Source organism: Acidithiobacillus albertensis, assembly GCF_001931655.1.
GTDB classification, from domain to species: domain Bacteria; phylum Pseudomonadota; class Gammaproteobacteria; order Acidithiobacillales; family Acidithiobacillaceae; genus Acidithiobacillus; species Acidithiobacillus thiooxidans.
The window spans coordinates 1-22386 of the sequence record NZ_MOAD01000010.1; the positions used below are offsets into that span (position 1 = coordinate 1).

The window sequence follows — 22386 nt, forward strand, 5'->3', positions numbered from 1 at the left end:
CAAGCCAATAGCTCTACTGACACGCAAGAAAAAATCGCGAGTAGCGTAACAAAATTTTCTGTCATGTTGTTAATTCATAGGAAAAATGTCGCAGGAAGTAGGCTGATGTAAAAACAGTGCAAGCTCGAGACAAGTTGGAATCCTGCAAAAGTGCGGAACGAGCCTCTGGTGATGCATTGTCTTATAACGCTAGAAAAACCCTACATAGGGTCGGCAAAGCCTTGTCTTGAGGTGCTTTGATTCAAAGGAGAAATTATCATGAATGTATGGAAAACGATGAAGACGCTCACGCTGACAATGATCATGTTGACCCCTCTAGCCCTGGCCGGGTGCGGAGGCGGCCCTAGCGCTAAAGCCGAGTCAGCGCAGAATGATGCACGCGCTGCCCAGGAGACGGCCAATCGGGCCTTGGCGAAAACCGATGCGCTAGAGCATAAACAAAATGAAGCATTAAACCGGGCAGACGCTGCGCAACAGACGGCAAACCAGGCAGATCGGGCAGCGAGCGGTACTCAGTAAGCTGGAATAGAACGTCATGCTCGTTGAGTAAGATCCTGACGCCCTATCCGTTCCATGCTTACAGCAAACACAAGGAATAAACAATGCGTATTCAATATCCAAACTATGGGAAACAACTCGGCTGGATGGTTGCAGCTCTCTGTGTAGGGGCGGTACTGCCTTTAAATGGCTGCGTTGCTATTGCTGCAGCCGGTGCGGGAGCCGGTAGCGTCGCTGCTGTCAATGCCGGAATTCTGTCCGACTATCATGCCTATTATCCAAGGCCACTCGGAACGGTTCAGGCTGCCGTTCTGCAAGTCTTTTCGGAAATGCATATTACCTATGTGGGTAATGTGAAGAAAAATCCAGACAAATGGATCATTGATGGAAAAACGGCAGCAGGCACGGCTGTCAACGTCATTTTGAAATCTACGAGTCCAGGGGTTACCAAAGTGACGATGGGTGTTGGACTATTTGGCAATAAAGCGCTCTCCAGACAGTTTTTCTCGTTATTGAACCAGAAGCTGGGTGTCCAGGCTACCGTCAAGGCTCCATCTATTTGATGGTAGTTAAATGATAAGGGAGAGGTGGATGCAATTTTCAAAACTTACCGAACCCCCAAAGTTTTTGGGTGCTTGTATAGCGATTTTCATGTTGGGTACAGGAAGCGCTATTGCGTCAACAGGTAATGCGCCTGACAGCGTCGTGGCCAAGCTCAACATGGCGCTCATTCACTCCATGAAAATGGGACCATCCAGTAGCTATGAGAGTCGTTTTCACGCATTGTATCCCGAAATCAGCCAAGCCTATGATTTTCCAAAAATCGCGCACTACAGCCTGGGGACCGCGTGGGATAAGCTGTCTGCTCCGGAAAAGAAGCAGTTTGTGCAGGCACTGACCCATTATTCTGTGGCAAATTATGCCGCGCATTTCACCCATTACGCCGGTCAAAAGTTTAGCAGCCCCGTCTCCAAGAGCGTGCTTGGCCACCGAATGATGGTCAGCACTACGTTGAAGTCCGGCAATGGCGGTAAAAACAATACGTTTGATTATCTGCTCAGCCAAAACCATGGCCAATGGAAAATTATCAATGTAATGACAGACGGCGTCAGCAACCTGGCGATGCAGAAAGCCGAATTTACGGGTGCTCTGAACAAAGGCGGGATCCATGCACTGATGAATGGCATCAATAAACGCTCGGAAATGTTGGCCCACGCAGCGCGATAATAGCTCCGTTCATTGGATGAATAGCGCTATCCATAAAGGAGATTATGATGAATAAAACACAGGTGAAAGGTCGGGTAAAACAGGTCAAAGGTACTGTCAAAGAAGTCGCCGGTAAAATTACCGGAAATGCTCAACAAGAGGCTGAAGGTGAAGTCACAAAGAAAGCAGGAGAATTACAGGAAAAATGGGGTAAATTCAAAAAGAAGCTATCCGATTAAATGTTTTCTCGTCCTCTCTTGATTGAGAAAATTATTCCATGAGTAACTACTGGAGTTTAAGATTATGAGTAACAATCCTATTATTGCCATCAATCAGTCAAAAGTAGCCAATCGACCGGAAAGTTATGAAACCATGATGAAGGTTGGGCCTAAGGTTTGTATCACTACGGCCTCGCATCCCGGGTTTTTAGGTTTTGAACAATTATTGCAGACGGGCATTCATCCCATGGCCGGAAGATATGGTGGTGGCGCTGTAGATATGCATGAAACCCTGAATCCTATTTCCATGTTTCAGTACACCGCATGGAAAGACGTGAAGTCGCATGAAGAGATGCATCATGAAAACTTCAAGGAAATTTTTGAATTATGTGGAAGCTGCCTGGATATGGTCATAGAGGGGCCATGGGAACCCTACTATGAAGTCATTCGTTCCGATCTCCCCCTGATTATGGGTATGACCGATATCCCTGCAGTTTTAGGAAAGTCTTTCGCAGAGCAGAAGCCCGTGCCTAAAGTAGCATTATCGGCAAAACGGAGTATTGCCATTGGTGACCATTGGGTGATGGACGGGCATGAGGAAGCTTTTGAAAAAGGGGCCATAGAGACGCTCACCTGGATGAAAGAAAATGTTCCGGGCATGATCGGCTGGATGGTCATGAAACAGTTTGGCGTTTCTGCCATTGGATCGCTTCAGCTTGATCCCAAAGGGATGCTGAAGGCCACACTGGGTGCCAACCCACCAGAGTACAACACCAACTATGGCAGCCAGGTGCCTGATAAGCCGCTGATTCCGGGACAGAAGCCAACGCAGTACTTGGTGCACATGGAATGGGAGTCTCCCGAACATGCGCATATAGGCATAGCCCATGCAATGCTGGATTACGAGTTGCGGCAGATTCACAATGAGGGCGTACTTGCTCATTTGGATAAGGGGCCTTACTACATGCTTTTTGAGCCCATGATGGAACAGGGACAATGGCGTAAAAAATTAGTAATTTAATGGCAAGCTGGAAAAGATCTGTCATTTTCACTTACAGATCTGAACTTTTCAAAAACAGCCCCTGGGGAATTGCTTCGTAATGGGTAATGATGGGGCTGTACATCATGACCAACTTAATTAAACCGCTAAATCAACAAGTTATGGCCGCAAATTGGTTTGATTCCGTTCACTACTAATTAAGGGGCAGGGCTGCGTAATCGACTTTCCCACCGCTGGCTAAAGTCGGTGGCTTCAAGCCACAGCTGAAAGCCGGATTCGTCGGCACCAAGACCGGAAGTGGACAAGGAAAGGACAAACCGCTTAAGATCAATATTCATATATAAATTATCTATTATGTAGTACATATTAAAATTTCAGATGTGGATTGCCAAGCGTGCTCAATCATTTTTTTACATTATGTCATTACCATACGTAATAACCTGCCCTCTTGATTAAGTGAGATTTTTTAGAATCAAAAACCCTACGCCTTGGGTTTAACATTCCACCCGACTTAAGGATCACTCAATTGAAGCTTTTTTCGCATGATCCGCGAGAGAATTATCTCCTTGCGGCGCTTCCCTCAAATACAGAGGCAGAATGGCTATTCCCTCAACTACAATTAGTGGAAATGCCCCTTGGCATGACTCTATACGAACCGGGTCGCCCGATCATGTATGCTTATTTTCCCACGACCACCATCGTCTCTCTGCTGTATCTTACAGAGGAAGGTGGATCGGCTGAGATCGCCATTATTGGTAATGAGGGCGTCGCCGGGGTTGATCTTTTTCTCGGTGGACAGTCGACGACCAGCCAAGCAGTTGTACAAAGAGCTGGTTATGGATATCGCTTGCGTGGTGAAGGACTCGTTACAGCCTTTACGCGGGGCGGCCCGATGCAACGCTTGCTGCTCAGATACACCCAAGCATTATTGACGCAAATGGCCCAAACAGTTGTATGTAACCGCCATCACTCACTGGACCAACAATTCTGTCGCTGGTTGTTGCTGAGTTTGGACAGATTGCCGCGCAATCAACTACAAATGACGCAGCAACTGATTGCGAATATGCTGGGTGTCCGCCGCGAAGGTGTTTCTGTGGCCGCCAAGAAATTACAAGATGCGGGCCTCATCCGTTATCATAGAGGTAAAATCGTGATCCTGGATCGTCCCGGACTGGAAGCGCGTGTCTGTGAATGCTATTCCGTGGTAAAACAGGCGACAGAACATCTGATGAACGATTTATGCATTCCGTAAAGGCGCCTGGACACCCGCAATCAGCCTCCCTTTAAAATCATGTGGTCGCAGTGGGTAATCGCTCATCGTTTCGTAATAACGCCTCAAACTGTTCAGCGGCTAAGGGACGGGAGAAATAGTAGCCTTGACCTTGGTCGCAATGCAAATTAACGAGTATTGCTTGTTGTTCTGCGGTTTCGATGCCTTCAGCAATCGTGCGTTTCTTCAGATTGATTCCCAAACTAATCACAGCGCTTACGATCGCATAACTATCCGGATGGTTTACCATTTTGCTGACAAAGGATTGATCAATCTTAAGGGCATAAATAGGGTACTGCTGAAGATAGCTGAGACTGGAATAGCCCGTACCAAAATCATCAATGGCAAGCTTGACCCCCATATCTACCAGTGCAGACAAGACGATATGATTGGATTCCGCATTGGTCATGAGTATTGTTTCAGTAAGTTCGAGCTCAAGCAATTTGGGATCCAAACCCGCTTCAGCCAGTGTTGTAGCCACATAGCCGACAAAATTCTTACTCTGAAACTCCAACCCGGAAGTATTGATAGCAATGGTCAGAGGTGGAAGCCCACTATCGTTCCAATGCTGGCCCTGGATACAGGCCTCGCGTAACACCCAGCGACCGATCGGCAAAATCAGTCCTGTCTCTTCGGCAATGGAGATAAAAACCTCAGGAAGCAGGAGTCCGCGCGTAGGATGCCGCCACCGCAAAAGTGCTTCAAACCCGATAATGTGACCCGTTGGAAGGCTTACAACCGGTTGGTAATAAAGGAGGAATTCCTGTCGTTCCAACGCAGCTCGAATATCTGCCTCGATCTGACGTCGTTCCAATGCGTTGGCTTGCATTTCCGGTTGAAAAAATCGGTAAGCCCCGCGCCCCTCACCTTTGGCGTGATACATCGCGGTATCCGCATTTCTGAGCAGCGTTTCTACATCCATTCCATCGACGGGGTAAAGACTTATTCCTATACTGACGCCGATATGTATTTCATGGCCGCCCAGCGAATGGGGTCGGGCTATCTCGGCAATAATTTTATCAGCAAATATTGAAACGTCTTCTAAACGCTCAATATCGGGAAGCAGTACCACAAACTCATCACCACCTTGACGAGAGATCGTATCGGAGTGTCGCAGGCAGGATCTCAACCGGTCCGCGACGGATCGGAGTAGATCATCCCCCAGTCCATGCCCCAAAGAGTCATTTACATATTTAAAGTGGTCCAGATCAAGAAACATGACCGCGAGCGGCTTGCCCTGCCGCCGTGCCACTTCGATGGCTTGAGATAAATGATCCTGCAGCAGCAAGCGGTTGGGAAGAGCCGTGAGTGCGTCATGCTGTGCGGTATAGTCCAGCTGATCACGAGCCACCTTTAATTGATCGGCTAGTTCATGGGCTTCAATAGTTGCTATCACCAATTGTGCATTGGTTTGTCGTAAAAGCAAAATCTGCTCATCGGAGAGCGTCAGCCGCGTTGCAATCGCCTCTTGATTCTGCTCCCGGCCTAACACCTTATGTTCTCTGGTGCCCATCGCCTCTTCCCGATGATGGATAGCACCCTCACGAACCTCTGCGACAGATTCTCGTGCTTCCACAATTTCTTCACGAACATCCAGCATGGCCTGCGCTTCGCTCTGGAGAGCATCCTCCCGGCGTTTGCCGATAAGTCCTTCGGCTGCTTCTGCATCTTGCAAGTGATCTTCCATGAGGTGATCTCCATCAGGCGGTTACATTTTCTGAACCGGGTGGTTTTTGTTCCAGAACAAGGTGTCCTGATAAAATCCCCGAGTAATTGGTGAGCGGCAAACCGATCTCGATCCCGTCGCTGGTAATGTCAAAGAAACGGATTTCTTTGCTGTGTGCGCTACCACGTACTTTGGCGACGGCCATCACTCGTGCCAGGCTGCCGCCCACCTCGATATACCGCTGCATGATGATGGCATCCGCCAAAAAAGCGCTGCCAAAGGGGCTAAAACGCAACTCCGTGTAACAATCCGCAAGTTCTGAAGTCATCAAAACGGCAACCCCCATACCCGTTAGCACGGCCACCATGCGATAGAGAGACCCGCGAAAGTCTTCATGGAATTCGGGTGCCAATATGAGTTCAAAGCCAGAAAGCGAATCAAGGACCACACGTTTTGCCTGCATCTGCAGAATTAACGCCACCAGATGGTGAAGTGTTTCATCAATCGATAAGCTCAGCGAATGGGCGTCAAAGAGGCCGACATGCCCCTTTTCAACCAAAGTGCACAGGGTATTATTCAATAGCTGACTTGGACTTTTTTCAAAGGCTGCTATCACTCCTGGCTCACCTTGACGCGCACCTTCGGCAAGAAATTGCGTGGCAAGAATCGTTTTCCCTGATCCTGATGGCCCCACTACCAGTAAGCCATAGCCCATTGGCAAGCCACCTCCGAGCATGGCATCCAGACCTGGCACACCCATCGGGATACGTTGTTCTTCTTTAATGACACTACGATAAGCCGCCGCAGAATGCTGCAAGGTCACTTCTGCTCGTGGAAAAATCGCTAACCCGTCGCTTTGAATACGAAAAGAGTGCAATCCCGTTTGCTGACTTTGTCCACGCATTTTTAAAACTTGTATTTTGCGCACCATAGTATCGCGATATAGGCTCTGAGTAAGCCAAATAATACCGTCAGCAACGGTAAATATGGGGCTGGAGTCCGCCTCAGGAACCGTATATTCCCCGATTAAAAAAGTGGTTGCCTGCCAACTTGTCATGGTAATCCCAAGCTGCTGTAAGAAACGCTGCATGGCACCAGGACTATTGGTGTTGTGGAGGCTTGAATCGGCCACAGAACGAAAGGAGTCTACGAAGACCAGACTCGGCGAAAAAGCTTGCACTTCCTCAGTAATCCGCTTCAACACCCGATCAAAATCACCTTGTAGGAGATCCTCCGCCAGGTTGACGTAACGGATGGAGGCATTCACTTTGGCCGCATCAAAAAAACTGAATTGCTGCTGATATCGCAACATTTTCAGAGACGGCTCACCCAGAACCGTAAAAAAAAGCGCACGATGATCCGGATCAGCCTGACTGAACATGATCTGATGGGCCAGAGTAGTCTTTCCACCACCAGGTACCCCGGCAATCAAATTAAAAGAGAACTCAGGAAGTCCCCCTCCCAATAAATCATCCAAACCGGGAACCCCGGTGGGCAACTGACGTATGATTACTTTAGAGTTCATGTTTAACCTTTAACCCGATGGTTCATGAGATTCTTCCAGGCAACTTCCAGAAGGCGCGTGGTCAATTGTTCGCCAATCAGCGTCGACAACAACTCTGTGAAAATAATCAGTAATTGTCTGTTTGTTTCGCGAAATTGCGAGGCGGTATTAGCGGATTCAGAGACCGCATCTGGCAATAGATTTTCAATCCCCAAAGCGCCCCCCTTCCTTGATTCTGTTGAAGACCTTTTTGCGAGAAATTGAGCCCGTGCATAGAGCGCATCGTATCCGTCCTGTCCCACTATAGAAATAATTTCAACGGCAAGACATTTCCAGAGATCCTTGACGAAATCTGTTATCTCCTCATCAGGACAGGTGTCCAAAAGCCTATTAATAGATTTCTGAATGATCAAAATGCCCGGTCTCCAATAACATTGAACATGTACGGCACACTGCTAAAGTATTACTGACGGTTCAACTGCCGGTCCGTAGAAAAGGTATACGAACATTTGAGATGCGAGAAAGGGCTCTGTTTTCAACTTGAGGTATAGCTGTAATGGGTCGCTAATATGGCGCCACCGAAGATCGTCTTAATGGCATCACTCCAATGTGCCAAAATTGGGGACCCAAACAGGCTCAAGACCGGACTTTTTGGTTGTTTCGCAACCGTTTTGGGGGTTCCCTGGCAGGGTGTGGGGGTCTGGTTTGCGCTAAAAATACCACAGGTGACCATGGTAATAGCCTCCGTGAGCGTTTGTGTGAAATATCCGGATAAATCTATCTGTTATAATGTCACCCTTTTGCCCTCAATGCTATGTCGGATGTTTAACCCAAATTTGATAAACAGATGCCGTCTTGATGACGCCTATGCAAGACCTTCTTCAGGTTCGCACGGCTGACCGGATTTGAGGACGCCATAGGCGATACGCAGGAGCTTGCGCATGGCGGCAATGATCACCTGCATAGGGCATTTAGCCCGTAACCGATCGAAAAAAGCGGCGATCACTGGATTGTACCGTTTGGCTACTACGGCCGGCAGGTACAACGCCTTGCGTAGAAAAACATAGCCTGCCTTGGCAATATGGCTGCTACAGACCCACTGGCCCGATTCGCGAATATGCGGGTTAAGTCCCGCATAGGCGTCGACCTGTTTGGTGGAATGAAGGTGATCATCCATATGATCCTGAATTTGTCGACGGACGGTATCCATTTGCTGATGGATGGTAAGCAAAAGGGCTTCAATGGACGCACGAGCGGCCGGCTCTGCCATTTCGAGGCGATTGTTTTCCATATTCTGCATGCCCAGAAGATCATCCAGACGCTGTACCAAAGCCTGGAGAGTCACAATGGCTTCTGTCGGTGGCACCCATGGGGCAGGTCAGTGCATCTGGCAATAGCGGGCAATGAGCCGAGCGTTCGCTTTGTCTGTTTTGGCCCGGGACAGCTCGGTTTTACCAAAGGCGTGAATTAAGGCTGGATTCATAAATGCTGATCAGCAACTGTTGTTGCACCAGAAAGTCTACTGCAAATCTGAATAAAACATCTATGATTTCGTCATTTTTTGATATATTCCGAGTCCAACCAATGCTAAAACAGATGCCAGAATAATGACAGCGGGATAGGGTAGCAATGAAATATTTTCTAAACCTGCCTTAAATAAAAAAACCAGCCCCTCGAGGCCTACAGAAATGATAATAATCACATAAATTTTTACCACACCTCCCGTTATTTCCTTCTGGCCTGGCGTAATTTGAGTTCTCGGAAGATAAATCTCTTCCTCGATAATGTAACGAACGACCTCGATAACTGCCATTGCTATGACCACTGAACTGATTGTACTCAGTAGAGTTTCTGATAGCGATTCGCCGAATCTCAAAGCATTCCATAAGTTCCATATGGACCAAGCCATCAGTGACCATGCTGTTAGAAAAAGCAGGCAGGCTGTAGCTATGAAGCTGATAGCAATTAGTTTTTCAAAGAATGGTTTCAACTTCTTTCTCCTTGCCTGGGAGCTTCGCTGTATTTGATCATGATTTAATCTAGGTAAACATCAGCTGTATGCTCGCGGCGATCATCCATGAGCGGAATCCTGTCCTGGGGTAATTCAGTACCATCCAAAGTAATGCGCACCACCTGTACGGACGAAGTGCTCATTCCATGGACGGTAATATGGTACATTGTGTCACGGTAGCGGTAGTGGACTTTGTAGGATTTCCAATCTGCTGGAATGCAGGGCTTGATATGCAGGTGATCAACTTCGAGCGACAGACCCAGCAAGGTTTCAATCGTTAACCGATACATCCAGCCCGCTGCGCCGGTGTACCAGGTCCAGCCACCACGCCCAATGTGCGGTGTGGCGCCATAAATATCGGCGCACATCACATAGGATTCTACCTTATAGCGGGCGATAGATTCTGCGCTACTTCCATGATGGACTGGATTGAGCATGTCAAACAACTCCCAGGCCCGTACTTTGTCTCCCATTTGGGCAAAAGCCATGGCGGCCCAAATGGCAGCGTGGGTATATTGTCCGCCGTTTTCGCGCACACCAGGTACATAGCCCTTAATGTAACCGGGTTCGAGTACTGACCGGTCGAAGGGTGGATTGAGTAACTGGATAAGCTGCGCATCGCGACGAATCAAATATTTGTCCAATGCTGCCATGGCCTGTCGTGCCCGCAAGGGATCACCTGCGCTAGAGAGGATGGACCAACTCTGGCTGATGGAATCAATTTGGCATTCGTCATTCGTAACAGAGCCAAGGGGCGTACCATCATCAAAATACGCCCGCCGATACCAGGCACCGTCCCAGGCATTTTTTTCTATGTTCTCCTGTAACACGGCCGCTTGTTGCACGCAAAGATCAACCATGGTGCGGTCACCCCGGCTGCGCGCGAGACCAGCAAACTGCTGGAGATTCTGAATCAAGAACCACGCCAGCCAGACACTCTCACCTCGACCCTCGTGACCGACCAGATTCATCCCGTCATTCCAGTCGCCACAGCCCATCAGAGGTAAGCCATGGACACCCAATCGCAAACCGTTTTTGAACGCCCGAACGCAATGATCATAGAGGCTGGCGGATTCAGCAGAGCGCTGGGGTTGATCGTAGTAGGACTCTTCCTCGGAATTCAGTTCGCGGCCTTCGAGAAAATGAATGGGTTCGTCAAGAATGCCAGTATCGCCGGTAGCCATCACAAAGCGACAGGTGGCATAGGGTAACCAGAGATAGTCATCGGAAATATGGGTGCGCACCCCTTGGCCGTGGGGCGGGTGCCACCAGTGTTGGACATCTCCTTGACAGAATTGGCGCTCTGCACAACGGATCAGTTGCTCTCGGGCCAGTTCGGGAGTCGTGTGGATCAGCGCCATGCTATCTTGTAGTTGATCACGAAAACCGTAGGCCCCGCCCGACTGGTAGTAGCCGCTGCGGCCCCAGAGTCTGCTGGAGATGGTTTGGTAGAGCAGCCAGCCGTTTGCTAATACGTTCAGTGCAGGATCTGGGGTTTCCACATAGACCGTACCTAAGGTACGGCTCCAGTATTCCTGTACCCCGGCCAAAGCTTGCCGCGCATACTCTCTATTGGCGAAGCGGTCTGAATATTGCTGCGCTTCGTCGGTGCTGGCCGCAGTACCAAAAACAAACACGATTTCGCGCTCCGCGCCTTCAGCCAGGTGAATCGGCGTTTGTATGGCGGCACAGGGATCAAAACCCGCCCCTGTTTTATCTGACAGACGGCTGCGGTACAGTGCCGCAGCTTTGGCAAGGGTACCGTTACGGCCGATAAACTCGCTGCGGTTGCCCGTGATCGTACGCTCCCGTTCACTGGTCTGAACGAAAACGACCCGATGTCCGCACTCGCGCCCATAATCATTGTGGGCATACAGTGCACCGTTGTGCGGATCGCTTTCAGTGACGATATGCATCATATTGGCATGACGCCACTCGCCGAGCACCAGTTCCCAGTATGCCGTCAGCGAAAGCCTTCGCTGGCGCTTGGAATGGTTGTGCAGTTTGACCACTACGAATTTCACTGGCGCGTCCATCGCGACGTAAGTGGTCATTTCTGAAGAGATCCCCGACTCATAATGTTCAAAAATGGTGTATCCAAATCCGTGGCGGCACACATATCCGGACTGACCGCGAGCGGGTAGTGGAGAGGGTGACCAAAATGCTCCTGTGTCTTCGTCGCGGATATACAGAGCTTCGCCACTACTGTCACTGAGCGGATCGTTGTGCCATGTGGTCAGACGGAATTCATGGGCGTTTTCGACCCAGGTATAGGCGCCACCGCTCTCGCTGATGACCGTGCCGATGTGTGGGCTGGCAATCACATTGGCCCAAGGAGCGGGTGTATTTTGGCCCGGCTCCATACTGATGACGTATTCACGTCCATCGGCCGTGAACCCACCCAACCCGTTGAAAAAAATGCGTTCACGCGGAAGCAGAGGTTGTATTGTTTCGACGGCTGGGGGTGACTGCGGATTCAGCGGAGCAGGGAAGTGATCTCTTGGTACCCGCCGTTCCACCTGCTCTAGTAGGGAGTCGGCGCTGTCGGTGAGGATAATACGCGCGACGGTCTGGAACAGCACGCGATCCTCTTCAGAAAGTTCTTCGGCGCGGCGTAAGAAGACGCCACCGGGTTTGTCGATGACTTGTGCTTCCGGACCTGCGTGAATCAAGCCCATTATCTGATCTTGCAGCGTGGCCCGGTAGCTGGTGAAATCTTCGTTGACGATCACCAGATCGGTCGTCAGTCCTTTCAGTCGCCAATAGGCATGGGCCTGCAGTATTTGTTTTACCAGATTGATACGGTTTAATTGACTGAGGCGCAGCAGCACAATCGGTAAATCGCCTGATATCCCAAAGCGCCACAGGCCGGATTGTCCTAACTGATTACGGGCAATCACACTGGGCGCGGCCCGCCGCAGGCCACTGGCGTACACCACGGAATTGGCCAGGCGTCCAAACACCTGGGCATCGGCTTCACTGGCGCTCAGATGACGGAGCACTTCCTGACTCTGGAACCAGGCCATTTCAAAAGCACGTTCCACCAGGTGACGATCACCATATTTCTCCAGCAGGGCAATAGCGGCCTCACGCGTGTCAGCCATTCCAGAAATAATCTGTACCGTCGCGGACTCGTCTACGCCAAGCGTCAGCGTACGACGGATGGCCACAACGGGGTCTAATACAGGACCCTCGCTATTTGATAATGTAGCCTGCTGTAAGCTGTCGAAGACGCGCGGATGCTCGGCGGTACGACCACGGCCGATGAACTGTGCGCGATCAGTTTCGTAAGACGCTGCGCTGGCGGCAACTCCGGGCGCAGCAAAGAGATGAAACATCCAAGGCACTTGCTCGTCCGGCGAGCGACGACGTCGGGTACAGAGAATCGCATTGTGCTTTGACAGAATTTCGGTCTGAACGAATAAATTGCTGAATGCACGGTGGGCAAGGTCGGCATTTAACGGAGCGAGGACAATCTCGGTATAACTTGTTAACTCTATCTGACGAATGCGCGGGGAGATATTGGTGAGCGTCACACGGCGGATCTCCACATTGTCTTCCGGTGCAACGCTGACCTCCATATAGCTCTCTATCATTTGATCACGACGACGGTATTCCGCCCGTGCTTGGACGAAAATCGCCTCATAGTGATCGGCTTGGCTTCGGGTGGGTTGATGGGTCGTCGACCAAAAGCGTCCGGAATGACGGTCACGCAGGTAAATGAAGGTCCCCCAGGCATCTGTGGCGGTATCCTCGCGCCAGCGGTTCACGGCGAGACCGTCAAGATGGCTGTAACCGCTGCCGGCGTGGTTGATCATGATGTGGTAGCGGCCATTAGATAAAAGGTGGACTTCTGGCATGGACGTATCCGGATTGCTGTATACGCGCATTATTGCGGTGATTTCGACGCTGGACACGTTTGCCGCAGCGCTGACTTCAGCTGCATGGGGATGAAACGTAGCCTCTTGCCTGGGCAGACGCTCTTGCAACAATAACTGAGTGGCCTGCATGCCGGGATCAGATAAAAACCGGCGCTGCATTGGCTGATTGAGAAGGGCATGGGCAAAAGCCAGGAGACTCATGCCTTGATGATGCGCCATGAAGGTTCGGACAATGGCATGACTCTCTCCCGGTGGCACCCGGGATGGCGTGTAATCGATGGCTTCGTAAAATCCATAGGCGCCGAGAAATCCCTGCGCTGCAAGATTCTGCAAGTTGATGCAGGCCTCCCACGGCATCACAGTCAGTGCCAGAGCGCTGGCATAAGGTGCAACCACCAAATCATCGCCGAGCCCGCGTTTGAAACCAAGACCGGGAACCCCAAATGCCCGGTATTGATAGACTTGATGCATGTCCACGGCGTTGAAACAGGATTCCGATATTCCCCAAGGTACGCTGCGTTGGCGCCCATATTCTATTTGGCGGGAGACGGCCGCTTTGCAGGTCTGGTAGAGCAGTGTGTTCGGGAAATCCGGCATGATCAATTGCGGCATGAGATACTCAAACATCGAGCCACTCCATGAAATCAGGCATAGTTCACCGCCGTGGCTCGTCAACAGGCGCCCCAGCGAAAACCAATGCTTCTGAGGTGCTTGTCCTTGTGCAATAAGCAGAAAACTGGCCAGACGTGCTTCTGATGCCAGCAGGTCGTAGCAGGATGGATCACGGCGCCGTTCCCCGACATCATAGCCAATGGCCAGCAGGTCGCGCGCAGGGTCGTAAAGAAATTCAAAATCCATCGCCGCCAACGCGCGGCAGCGATCCACCAACTGATCGATGACCCTTAACCGTTCTGCGGCAGCCGTCCCGGTGGCAATACCATGAGCTAATTCGGTCAGTGTCGGGGTATTGTTCACATCCCGCGCATCAGGGACGAGGATTTTGAGATCCAGCGCCAAAGCCTGACATTGTTGATAAAATGCCTGCGCCCAGTAAGCACAGTCGCTATCTGCCGGAACATCAGCGGGGAGTCCGTTCACGAGATCGCCGCTGATCCGTTGAATATCCGTAAGCTGGTGATGGGCATCCACCAGGGATGGAGGGCATCCGTTGAGCGTCATGGCAGACAACACATCTTGCAGTGCAAGGACTTTGTTGGCCAGATCTGTCGTGGGGATGTCGTGGATGCATGTTGCCAACAGATGCAGCGTATCCTGCAGGCCCGCAAAGGCGTTGTCCGGCAACACCGGAAGAGTTTTGAGCGCGTTCAACCCTGCTTGCAGGGTGAGCAGGCAGCCGCCGAGGTTGCCGCTGTCCACCGCTGAGATATATTGCGGACTCAGTATTTGCAGGGTGCGCGTGTCATACCAGTTATAGAAGTGACCGTGATAGCGTTCCAGTTGCTCCATGGTTGTCACGGTGTTTTCGGTCAATTGGAGAAGCTCGCCGACAGTAATATAACCAAAATCATAGGCAGCCAGACTGGCCAGCAGCGACATGCCCATGTTGGTCGGTGAGGTTCGCGAGGCAATGGCCGTTGTTGGATACTCCTGAAAATTATCGGGGGGTAACCAGTGCTCCGCAGGGCCGACAAAGTCATCAAAAAACCGCCAGGTACGTCGTGCTGATAGCCGCAGAAAGCGTCGCTGTATATCATTCAGATCGGTGACACTGGTCCCCAACGGCTGGCTGATCCGCCATGCGATAACCGGTGAAAACAGCCACAGCCCTAAAATGGGCATGCTGAACAGTAACACCGAGGGCGAACTGGTCCCCAGGCTGGTGGCAGTCACCAAGACTATTCCGAGGAGGATGGCGAGCAGCGGAGCACTCCAGAGCTCCCTGAAAAAATCTCCGGGGGTATGACAGGCGTTACGGCTGCGGTACGAAGGCAGTTGCCAAAGCAACAATCCCCGACGGGTGAAAAGCATTCGTATGCCCGAACGCAGAATGGCATCCAGACTCATCACTGCGTCATAGGGCAGCAGTGCGACTGTCAGCAGAGCGGAGAATAGTGGGCGACTTGCCGAAGCCCTGGTCAAGGAGAGATGTGTTGCCCAGTCGAGGTCTTGAGGCTTGCGGAAGAGGTCGATGAGCGGCGAAAGCAGGACTGGCACGAGGATGATCCCGGTAACCAAGGTAGTCCATAACCAGGAGAAGGCCGGATCCAGGAGCCAGCCCCCCGCCAGCAGCAGCAACAGTGCGGATGACACCAGGCTGCGGCGGAGATTGTCAAAAATTTTCCATATCGACAAGCCGGATAGCGGATTGGTCGGACGCGGCGCCCGCATACCGTTAGCGGTTGGGACACCGGGTACCGACGGCAATAGCCAGCCGATAATCTGCCAGTCACCCCGAATCCATCGGTGTCGACGGGAGACTTCTGCGGTATAACTGCCAGGCAATTCTTCAATCAGGACGACGCTGGTCGCCAGTGCCGCACGGGCATACCCGCCTTCCAGCAAATCGTGACTGAGGATAAGGTTTTCTGGAAAACGGCCATCAACCGCCTGGCGGAAGGCATCTACAGCGTAGATGCCCTTGCCGATAAATGAGCCTTCGCTGAAAATATCCTGATAGACATCGGACACCTCGCGCGTATAGGGGTCAATCCCAGAATCCCCAGCCATGAGTTTAGTAAATAGCGATTGACCGGCGCTGGTCAGGTCGATCGCTACGCGGGGCTGAATGATCGCGTAGCCATCGACGATACGGCCTTTGTCGACGTCATATACGGCTTGGTTGAGGGGATGCGCCATATGACCGATCAGTGCCCGCGCCGTGTCACGGGGCAATTGGGTGTCGGTATCGAGGGTGATGACATAACGGATGCTGCTGAGGATGGACAGGTCGCCGACCTGCTCTGAGAATGCTGCCGCCTCCGCCGCCCCTCTCAGCAGCGCATTAAATTGTTCCAGTTTGCCGCGTTTGCGTTCGTAGCCCATCCACACCTGTTCAAATGGGTTCCAGACTCGGGGCCGGTGAAACCAATAAAACAGGCAGGGTCGATCATCAATATAGCGAGCGTTGAGGGTCTGAATAGCGACACGTGCGTAGTCGATCAATAAAGCATCTTCCGGACTGGTCTGCTCTGCCGCATCCCGAAAATCCGTCAGTAACGCAAAGTAAATATTGGAATCGCGGTTTCCGAGGTAGCGGATTTCCTGGGCCTCCAGCAACGCGTCAATTTCCTGTGGCGAACTCAGCAGTGTCGGGATAACGACCATGCAGCGGTGCGCATCAGGAACACCCTGCGAAAAATCCATCTGTGGCAAGGCGCCGGGCGCCATAAAAAGAGTGATCAGGCGATTTACCAGAGAAACCGCCAAAGCCGAAATACTCACAACCCCGACCATGCCTAGCCACCAGATGCGCCAGTCGGTGGGACTGAGGCTCTCAAGAGGGACGCGCAAAATTAAACTGATCAGTACCGTCAACAGGAGTATGGCGCTGATATACAAGGAAAGGCGGAGATGATCGCCCATTCGTCTGGCCGCTGACCGCCATTCAAAATGGCAGCCCATCGCCAGATCAAGGCGCTGCCGACCCCGATCCAGCAGGTAATAGCCGACATGTGCAGATCGATCTTCTCTGCCTGTTTGCTGCGATGCCGCCTGGGCAAGTGCAATCGCTTTCTCTGCCACCGCCAGCTCATCACGACCACTGCTGCGTGCAATATCTTCAACAGCGTGGCGATATCGATCGCGTGTTGCGAAATCCTGTCCGTCGTATATGCCCATCGGGTCCTGGCGCAGGCTTTGTTCGACAACACTGTACGCTTCGACATGACTTCGCCAGTCCATAGCCGCGAGAAAATTCAGGCTTCCAATGCTGTTTGCCATGGATATCTGGTTGGCGGCGGAATTTCTGGCGGATACTTCAGACAACTGGGTCGCGGTTATGCCCTGTTCAAGTAATTTATGTTCGACCCACGTTTGCACGAATGCCATAGCGGGACCGTAGGCTTGCAATCTGGCGTAAAACTCCTCAACAAACGGCGCCGTCAAGGGCATATCTGCGTGCGCAAATTCGGCAAGTAGCTGAATCAGCAGTTTCGGCTCTTTTTCTGCGGCGGCGAGCATGCGATCCGCCCAGACCATCGCGGCATTGCGTTCCTCCCGCCGACAAGCAACGTTCAGACTAGCGCGACGCAGGTTTTCCAGTAACGCCAATTGCAGCATAATCGGGAAGGCCCATAATTCGCCCAGTGTTAATGCCGTAATGGTCTGATAAGCATGGATATAGGCGCTGACGTTATCTCCGTCGACGCGGGCATCCTGATGCGCAATCAATTCAGAGGCGAGGTCGTAGACACGGGGGAAGCCTGCCAAGCTGCCGGATTGCAGGCGTGGCAGTTGCTTGCCATAACCGACAGGCAAATGCCTTCGGGCCAGAATGATTTGCTGCTCAATGAGATAGAAATTATCAAGCAGCCAGATCTCGCCAGACAGTGTCCGCTGCTCAGCCTGCGCGGTCCCTACGGTGAGCACGTCATAAGCTGCACGTAGTACATCGGCATTGTCGGCCAAGCGGGGTAGCAGGCGATCTGGCCTAGGGTATGGATCAATCGCATGCTGACCAGCCAACATTACCGCATGTTGTTTCAGTTGTTCAACGCTGAACAGCTCCGAGCGTAACAAGTCCGCATCCGATGCGTTGTTCAGTGCGTTTTTTACACAGGATGAGAACTCTAATTTTTTTGTAGCTATGACGCTCTCCTCGGAGGAATTTAGCGATACGTCAGGGCATCATCTATTCCTCTTCCACTTCATATGCAATGCAACATGTTCTCGTGACGGGACGCCCCTCCTTTTTTGGCTGGGCGCTGCTGATTTCAGCGGGGAACGATGGTGGCACCCATATCGCTGGAATGCTTCTTGGCCTGTTTGGCCTGTTTTTTCTCTTTGGGTGTCATCGCTGGCTGCTTCCTGGTTTCTTTATTGCTTTTCTGTGCTTTGCTCATGATGGTTTCTCCTGTGCAGCTGCATGGAATATATGGTCAATCTGGAATAAGCTGGTTGTCGGACCTTAGTGCGACTTGCCCTGGTACTCTTTACCATTGTTCATAGCATCATTCAGTTCTGACTTGAGCCCTACTATATCGGCCGACTTGGCTCTCAGTTGCTGCGTTGTGCGAATGACGCCTGCCCGATCATGTTGGGCCTTCAGCCTGATAATCCTTTCTTCCAATCGGTGCTGTGCGATCTCTTCATGGTGGAGGTGCTCGCGCATCTGAACGATGGTCCTGTTATGCGTAAGCGGATAAGGGGTTGATGCCCTGTCTGTACTTGCCTGGGCTCCGGCAGCGACGCTGCCGATAAGTAGAATGCCAATAATGTTTGCCATCCAGCGGTTCATGAACATGCTCCTGTGTAGCGATGTATGACAAACCACCCGCCATGCATGATTCAGTATAACCTATTCCTAGTCGCGGCGTACGGTAAAAAATTCGTCAATTTCATTGACACGTTTAATTTCTAATCGGTAATCCGAGCCAGTAATGTTGAATTTGCTGATATTCACAAGGTGGATGACAAGGCAATCGGGATCAAAAAGGCAGAAACGGTCAATTTGATCATCCCATAGCGAGGATGTCGGACCGTTAACGTACCGAAGAATTGCCAGAATTTTGATTGTTTACATGGGTGGACAAATTTGACGGTGATTTCTACTGAAAACTGATCAACTAAAAACGCTGTTTGACAGTCTTGACTCATGGGTCCATTGTGAAAAAGCGGTTTTCTTTGCACCTAATTTGATAATTTTAATTATCCTTCATTGCATTCACGGATCCAAGAGGTGCTACATGTCTGATATACTGCACAATGTTGCCGCAAACTTTATTATGCCCATAGTTGTACTCGTAATTATAGTTGTTCTCATTAAGGCATCAGTAAAAATTCTACGCCAATATGAACGAGCCGTGATTTTCACTTTTGGTAGGTTTCAGTATGTAAAAGGACCTGGGTTAGTTTTTATAATTCCTTTTGTTCAGGAGATCGTACGGGTAGACTTACGAATACACGTCGTCGAAATTCCAGCTCAGGATCTTATTTCTCGTGACAATGTCTCGATGAAGGTTGATGCCATCCTCTATTTCAATGTGATAGATCCTGAACATGCGATTATCAAGGTGGAATCATTTGTACCTGCGACCATGATGCTTGCCCAAACTACGCTGCGTGCAGTATTGGGGCAGCATACCCTTGACGAGATGCTATCAGACCGAAAGAAACTCAGCGATGATCTTCAAGAAATTCTGGATACACAGACCAACACTTGGGGAATTAAAGTCAGTAATGTCGAAATCAGAACGATTGAGTTGACCGATGATATGATCCGTGCAATTGCCAAGCAGGCAGAAGCCGAACGTGATCGTAGAGCCAAGATTATTCACGCAGAAGCCGAGTTTCAAGCATCCCAGACCTTGGTGAACGCGGCGCAAATTTTGTCCAGCATTCCAGCGGCGATGCAGCTTCGCTATTTGCAGACGCTGACTGAAATTGGCGCAGAAAAAAATTCAACCGTCATTTTCCCGATGCCAATTGATCTCGTAAAGCCCTTTCTTGAACTAATGGAGAAGAATACAGCTACTCCACCCGTGATTGCGCCGAAAGTCGCACCGCCTATAGCAGAATCCGAAGCTATGCCAGTTCAGGTTCCTCCTATGGAATAATCCGACTTGCTCGGTATCAGATATCGCCTTTGAAACAGGCAAACATAGACCTAGGGATCGAAAGTGGGTTGAGAAGGATAATTCAGCAAAGTGCCTGGTTGCTGTATGCTGGAAAATAGTGCTGCCCTTGACTCTGGCTATGGCGGAGTTGGCTTAAGTGGGGAGGCCTTTCTGCCAGGAGTCATGAAAGCCGGTATTTCGATATGTCTATGCCCTACATCAGATAACTTTTATTTCATCGAGATAACCGGTCTTGGATTGTGTCACGGCGATCATAACGTACAAAAAAACGACGTGAGAAAATAATGGTATGACTCATGAAACAGCCTAATGGGGCCCAAATGGGGGCGTCCCTTCATCTGCCCGAGTCACATATGTGCCCTACCGCACAGACGACTCACCATAAACTTCATATGATTGATCATTAGTTGGCCTATCACCAATCGAGTAAGCTGTTTCAGTTGCACGCAGATCTGATGTGACGTCGTAGATTAGAAAAAGTAGTAATCCACCGTCCATAAAGGGACTAGATTTTGTGCATTGGTAGGCAGCATGGTTTAAAAATATATAATTTTGGAGTTTAGCATGAAAATACCAGCCCGCCATTCGACCATGAAGTTCTCTAATTCCGTTCGCACGGCCGTTTTCCCTGTCGCCGGTATGGGCACAAGATTTCTACCCGCAACAAAAGCAACGGCTAAAGAAATGATGCCGATTGTAGACAAACCACTTATTCAATATGCGGTTGAGGAAGCTTTAGAAGCTGGATGTGACAGGTTAGTTTTTGTCAGTGGTCGTGGTAAACGCGCCATTGCTGACCACTTCGACGTCGCTTTTGAACTGGAGTATGAGCTTGAGCGCTGTGGGAAAAAGGAGCTACTCGAAGAAGTGAGGAGTATTGTGCCGCGCGGAGTCAGTACGGTCTTTCTCCGACAGCCTCACCCTTTGGGGTTAGGCGATGCAGTACTGATGACTCGAGATGTCGTTGGTGATCATCCCTTCGCCGTGCTACTCGCCGATGACCTCATCTTAGCCAAGAAACCCGTACTAGCCCAGATGATAGAACAGTATGAACACTATCATGCGGCTATACTGGCCATTCAACAAGTACCTCACAAAGAAACCAATAAATACGGCATTATTCAGTCCTGGGCGTGGGAAAATAGAATTCATCAGATATCGAATATTATAGAGAAACCCAACCCCGATGATGCACCATCTGATTTGGGTGTGGTGGGCAGATATATTTTACCTCCAAGAATATATGACTATTTAGAAAATTTGCCTGCCGGAACGGGTGGAGAAATTCAACTCACCGATGGGATTGCTGCTCTTTTAAAAGAACGGCAAGTTCTTGGGTTCGAATTTGAAGGTCGAAGGTTTGATTGTGGTGATAAGCTCGGTTATCTACAGGCCACGGTCGAGTATGGCTTGCGTCACGCGGGCGTTGGAACATCCTTTGCAGAGTACTTGCACAAGCTCGCAACGGATGGAATTTGTTCCTATATTGCAGACAAGCCAATAGCTCTACTGACACGCAAGAAAAAATCGCGAGTAGCGTGACAAAATTTTCTGTCATGTTGTTAATTCATAGGAAAAATGTCGCAGGAAGTAGGCTGATGCAAAAACAGTGCGGGCCGAGATAAGTTGGAATTCTGCAAAAGTGCGGAACAAGCCTCTGGTGATGCATTGTCTTATAACGCTAAAAATACCCTACATAGTGTCGGCAAAGCCTTGTCTTGAGGTGCTTTGATTCAAAGGAGAAATTATCATGAATGTATGGAAAACGATGAAGACGCTCACGCTGACAATGATCATGTTGACCCCTCTGGCCCTTGCCGGGTGCGGAGGCGGCCCTAGCGCTAAAGCCGAGTCAGCGCAGAATGATGCACGCGCTGCCCAGGAGACGGCCAATCGGGCCTTGGCGAAAACCGATGCGCTAGAGCATAAACAAAATGAAGCATTAAACCGGGCAGATGCTGCGCAACAGACGGCAAACCAGGCAGATCGGGCAGCGAGCGGTACTCAGTAAGCTGGAATAGAGCGTCATGCTCGTTGAGTAAGATCCTGACGCCCTATCCGTTTCATGCTTACAGCAAACATAAGGAATAAACAATGCGTTCAATATCCAAACTATGGGAAACAATTCAGCTGGATGGTTGCAGCTCTCTGTGTAGGGGCGGTACTGCCTTTAAGTGGCTGCGTTGCTATTGCTGCAGCTGGTGCGGGAGCCGGTAGCGTCGCTGCTGTCAATGCCGGAATTCTGTCCGACTATCATGCCTATTATCCAAGGCCACTCGGAACGGTTCAGGCTGCCGTTCTGCAAGTCTTTTCGGGAATGCATATTACCTATGTGGGTAATGTGAAGAAAAATCCAGACAAATGGATCATTGATGGG

Annotated in this window: 17 protein-coding genes and 1 pseudogene; 10 read left to right on the plus strand and 8 right to left on the minus strand. The window is 50.5% G+C overall.

The annotated features are described in order from the left end of the window. Nucleotides 1-258 precede the first annotated feature (258 nt). From BLW97_RS15350 to BLW97_RS15375, 6 genes are all read left to right on the plus strand, one after another. The gene (locus BLW97_RS15350) at nucleotides 259-519 is read left to right on the plus strand and encodes a hypothetical protein (protein ID WP_051690625.1); all 261 of its coding nucleotides are present in this window, start codon (nucleotides 259-261) and stop codon (nucleotides 517-519) included. 83 nt (nucleotides 520-602) lie between these two features. Beyond that, complete coding sequence (locus BLW97_RS15355) at nucleotides 603-1061, plus strand: DUF3568 family protein (protein ID WP_051690624.1); 459 nt, start codon at nucleotides 603-605, stop codon at nucleotides 1059-1061. A 28-nt stretch (nucleotides 1062-1089) separates the two neighbouring features. Beyond that, on the plus strand, nucleotides 1090-1725 hold the full coding sequence (locus tag BLW97_RS15360) for an ABC transporter substrate-binding protein (protein ID WP_075323832.1): 636 nt from the start codon (nucleotides 1090-1092) through the stop codon (nucleotides 1723-1725). A 44-nt stretch (nucleotides 1726-1769) separates the two neighbouring features. Next, on the plus strand, nucleotides 1770-1943 hold the full coding sequence (locus tag BLW97_RS15365) for a CsbD family protein (protein WP_077218490.1): 174 nt from the start codon (nucleotides 1770-1772) through the stop codon (nucleotides 1941-1943). Nucleotides 1944-2007: 64 nt separating this feature from the next. Next, a complete protein-coding gene (locus BLW97_RS15370) occupies nucleotides 2008-2943 on the plus strand; it encodes a sulfur oxygenase reductase family protein (RefSeq protein ID WP_031572448.1) in 936 nt (311 codons plus the stop codon). Nucleotides 2944-3448: 505 nt separating this feature from the next. Then, on the plus strand, nucleotides 3449-4174 hold the full coding sequence (locus tag BLW97_RS15375) for a Crp/Fnr family transcriptional regulator (protein WP_031572447.1): 726 nt from the start codon (nucleotides 3449-3451) through the stop codon (nucleotides 4172-4174). 37 nt (nucleotides 4175-4211) lie between these two features. Here BLW97_RS15375 and BLW97_RS15380 read toward each other — a convergent pair whose 3' ends face one another. From BLW97_RS15380 to BLW97_RS15410, 8 genes are all read right to left on the minus strand, one after another. Continuing rightward, the gene (locus BLW97_RS15380) at nucleotides 4212-5879 is read right to left on the minus strand and encodes a putative bifunctional diguanylate cyclase/phosphodiesterase (RefSeq protein WP_051690623.1); all 1668 of its coding nucleotides are present in this window, start codon (nucleotides 5877-5879) and stop codon (nucleotides 4212-4214) included. Nucleotides 5880-5892: 13 nt separating this feature from the next. Next, complete coding sequence (locus tag BLW97_RS15385; protein ID WP_031572445.1) at nucleotides 5893-7383, minus strand: ATPase domain-containing protein; 1491 nt, start codon at nucleotides 7381-7383, stop codon at nucleotides 5893-5895. A gap of 2 nt (nucleotides 7384-7385) precedes the next feature. Beyond that, nucleotides 7386-7775: a hypothetical protein gene (locus BLW97_RS15390; RefSeq protein WP_031572444.1), complete on the minus strand. Its 390-nt coding sequence runs from the start codon at nucleotides 7773-7775 to the stop codon at nucleotides 7386-7388. A 452-nt stretch (nucleotides 7776-8227) separates the two neighbouring features. Then, nucleotides 8228-8707: a transposase gene (locus tag BLW97_RS15395; RefSeq protein ID WP_051690622.1), complete on the minus strand. Its 480-nt coding sequence runs from the start codon at nucleotides 8705-8707 to the stop codon at nucleotides 8228-8230. A 198-nt stretch (nucleotides 8708-8905) separates the two neighbouring features. Then, entirely contained in the window at nucleotides 8906-9352 is a 447-nt protein-coding gene (locus BLW97_RS15400; protein ID WP_075323833.1) for a hypothetical protein, read from the minus strand. A gap of 44 nt (nucleotides 9353-9396) precedes the next feature. Then, entirely contained in the window at nucleotides 9397-17952 is an 8556-nt protein-coding gene (locus tag BLW97_RS15405; RefSeq protein ID WP_075323834.1) for a GH36-type glycosyl hydrolase domain-containing protein, read from the minus strand. A gap of 194 nt (nucleotides 17953-18146) precedes the next feature. Continuing rightward, nucleotides 18147-18275: a hypothetical protein gene (locus tag BLW97_RS20255; protein ID WP_264318122.1), complete on the minus strand. Its 129-nt coding sequence runs from the start codon at nucleotides 18273-18275 to the stop codon at nucleotides 18147-18149. Nucleotides 18276-18340: 65 nt separating this feature from the next. Beyond that, a complete protein-coding gene (locus BLW97_RS15410) occupies nucleotides 18341-18670 on the minus strand; it encodes a hypothetical protein (protein ID WP_075323835.1) in 330 nt (109 codons plus the stop codon). A gap of 448 nt (nucleotides 18671-19118) precedes the next feature. Here BLW97_RS15410 and BLW97_RS15415 point away from each other — a divergent pair, with 448 nt between their 5' ends. The 4 genes and pseudogenes from BLW97_RS15415 to BLW97_RS15430 form a co-directional block, all read left to right on the plus strand. Beyond that, nucleotides 19119-19988: a slipin family protein gene (locus BLW97_RS15415; RefSeq protein ID WP_075323836.1), complete on the plus strand. Its 870-nt coding sequence runs from the start codon at nucleotides 19119-19121 to the stop codon at nucleotides 19986-19988. 585 nt (nucleotides 19989-20573) lie between these two features. Further along, the gene (galU, locus tag BLW97_RS15420; protein ID WP_075323837.1) at nucleotides 20574-21551 is read left to right on the plus strand and encodes a UTP--glucose-1-phosphate uridylyltransferase GalU; all 978 of its coding nucleotides are present in this window, start codon (nucleotides 20574-20576) and stop codon (nucleotides 21549-21551) included. A 208-nt stretch (nucleotides 21552-21759) separates the two neighbouring features. Then, a complete protein-coding gene (locus tag BLW97_RS15425; protein WP_051690625.1) occupies nucleotides 21760-22020 on the plus strand; it encodes a hypothetical protein in 261 nt (86 codons plus the stop codon). A 123-nt stretch (nucleotides 22021-22143) separates the two neighbouring features. Continuing rightward, nucleotides 22144-22386: pseudogene (locus BLW97_RS15430) on the plus strand (DUF3568 family protein); the annotation flags it as partial.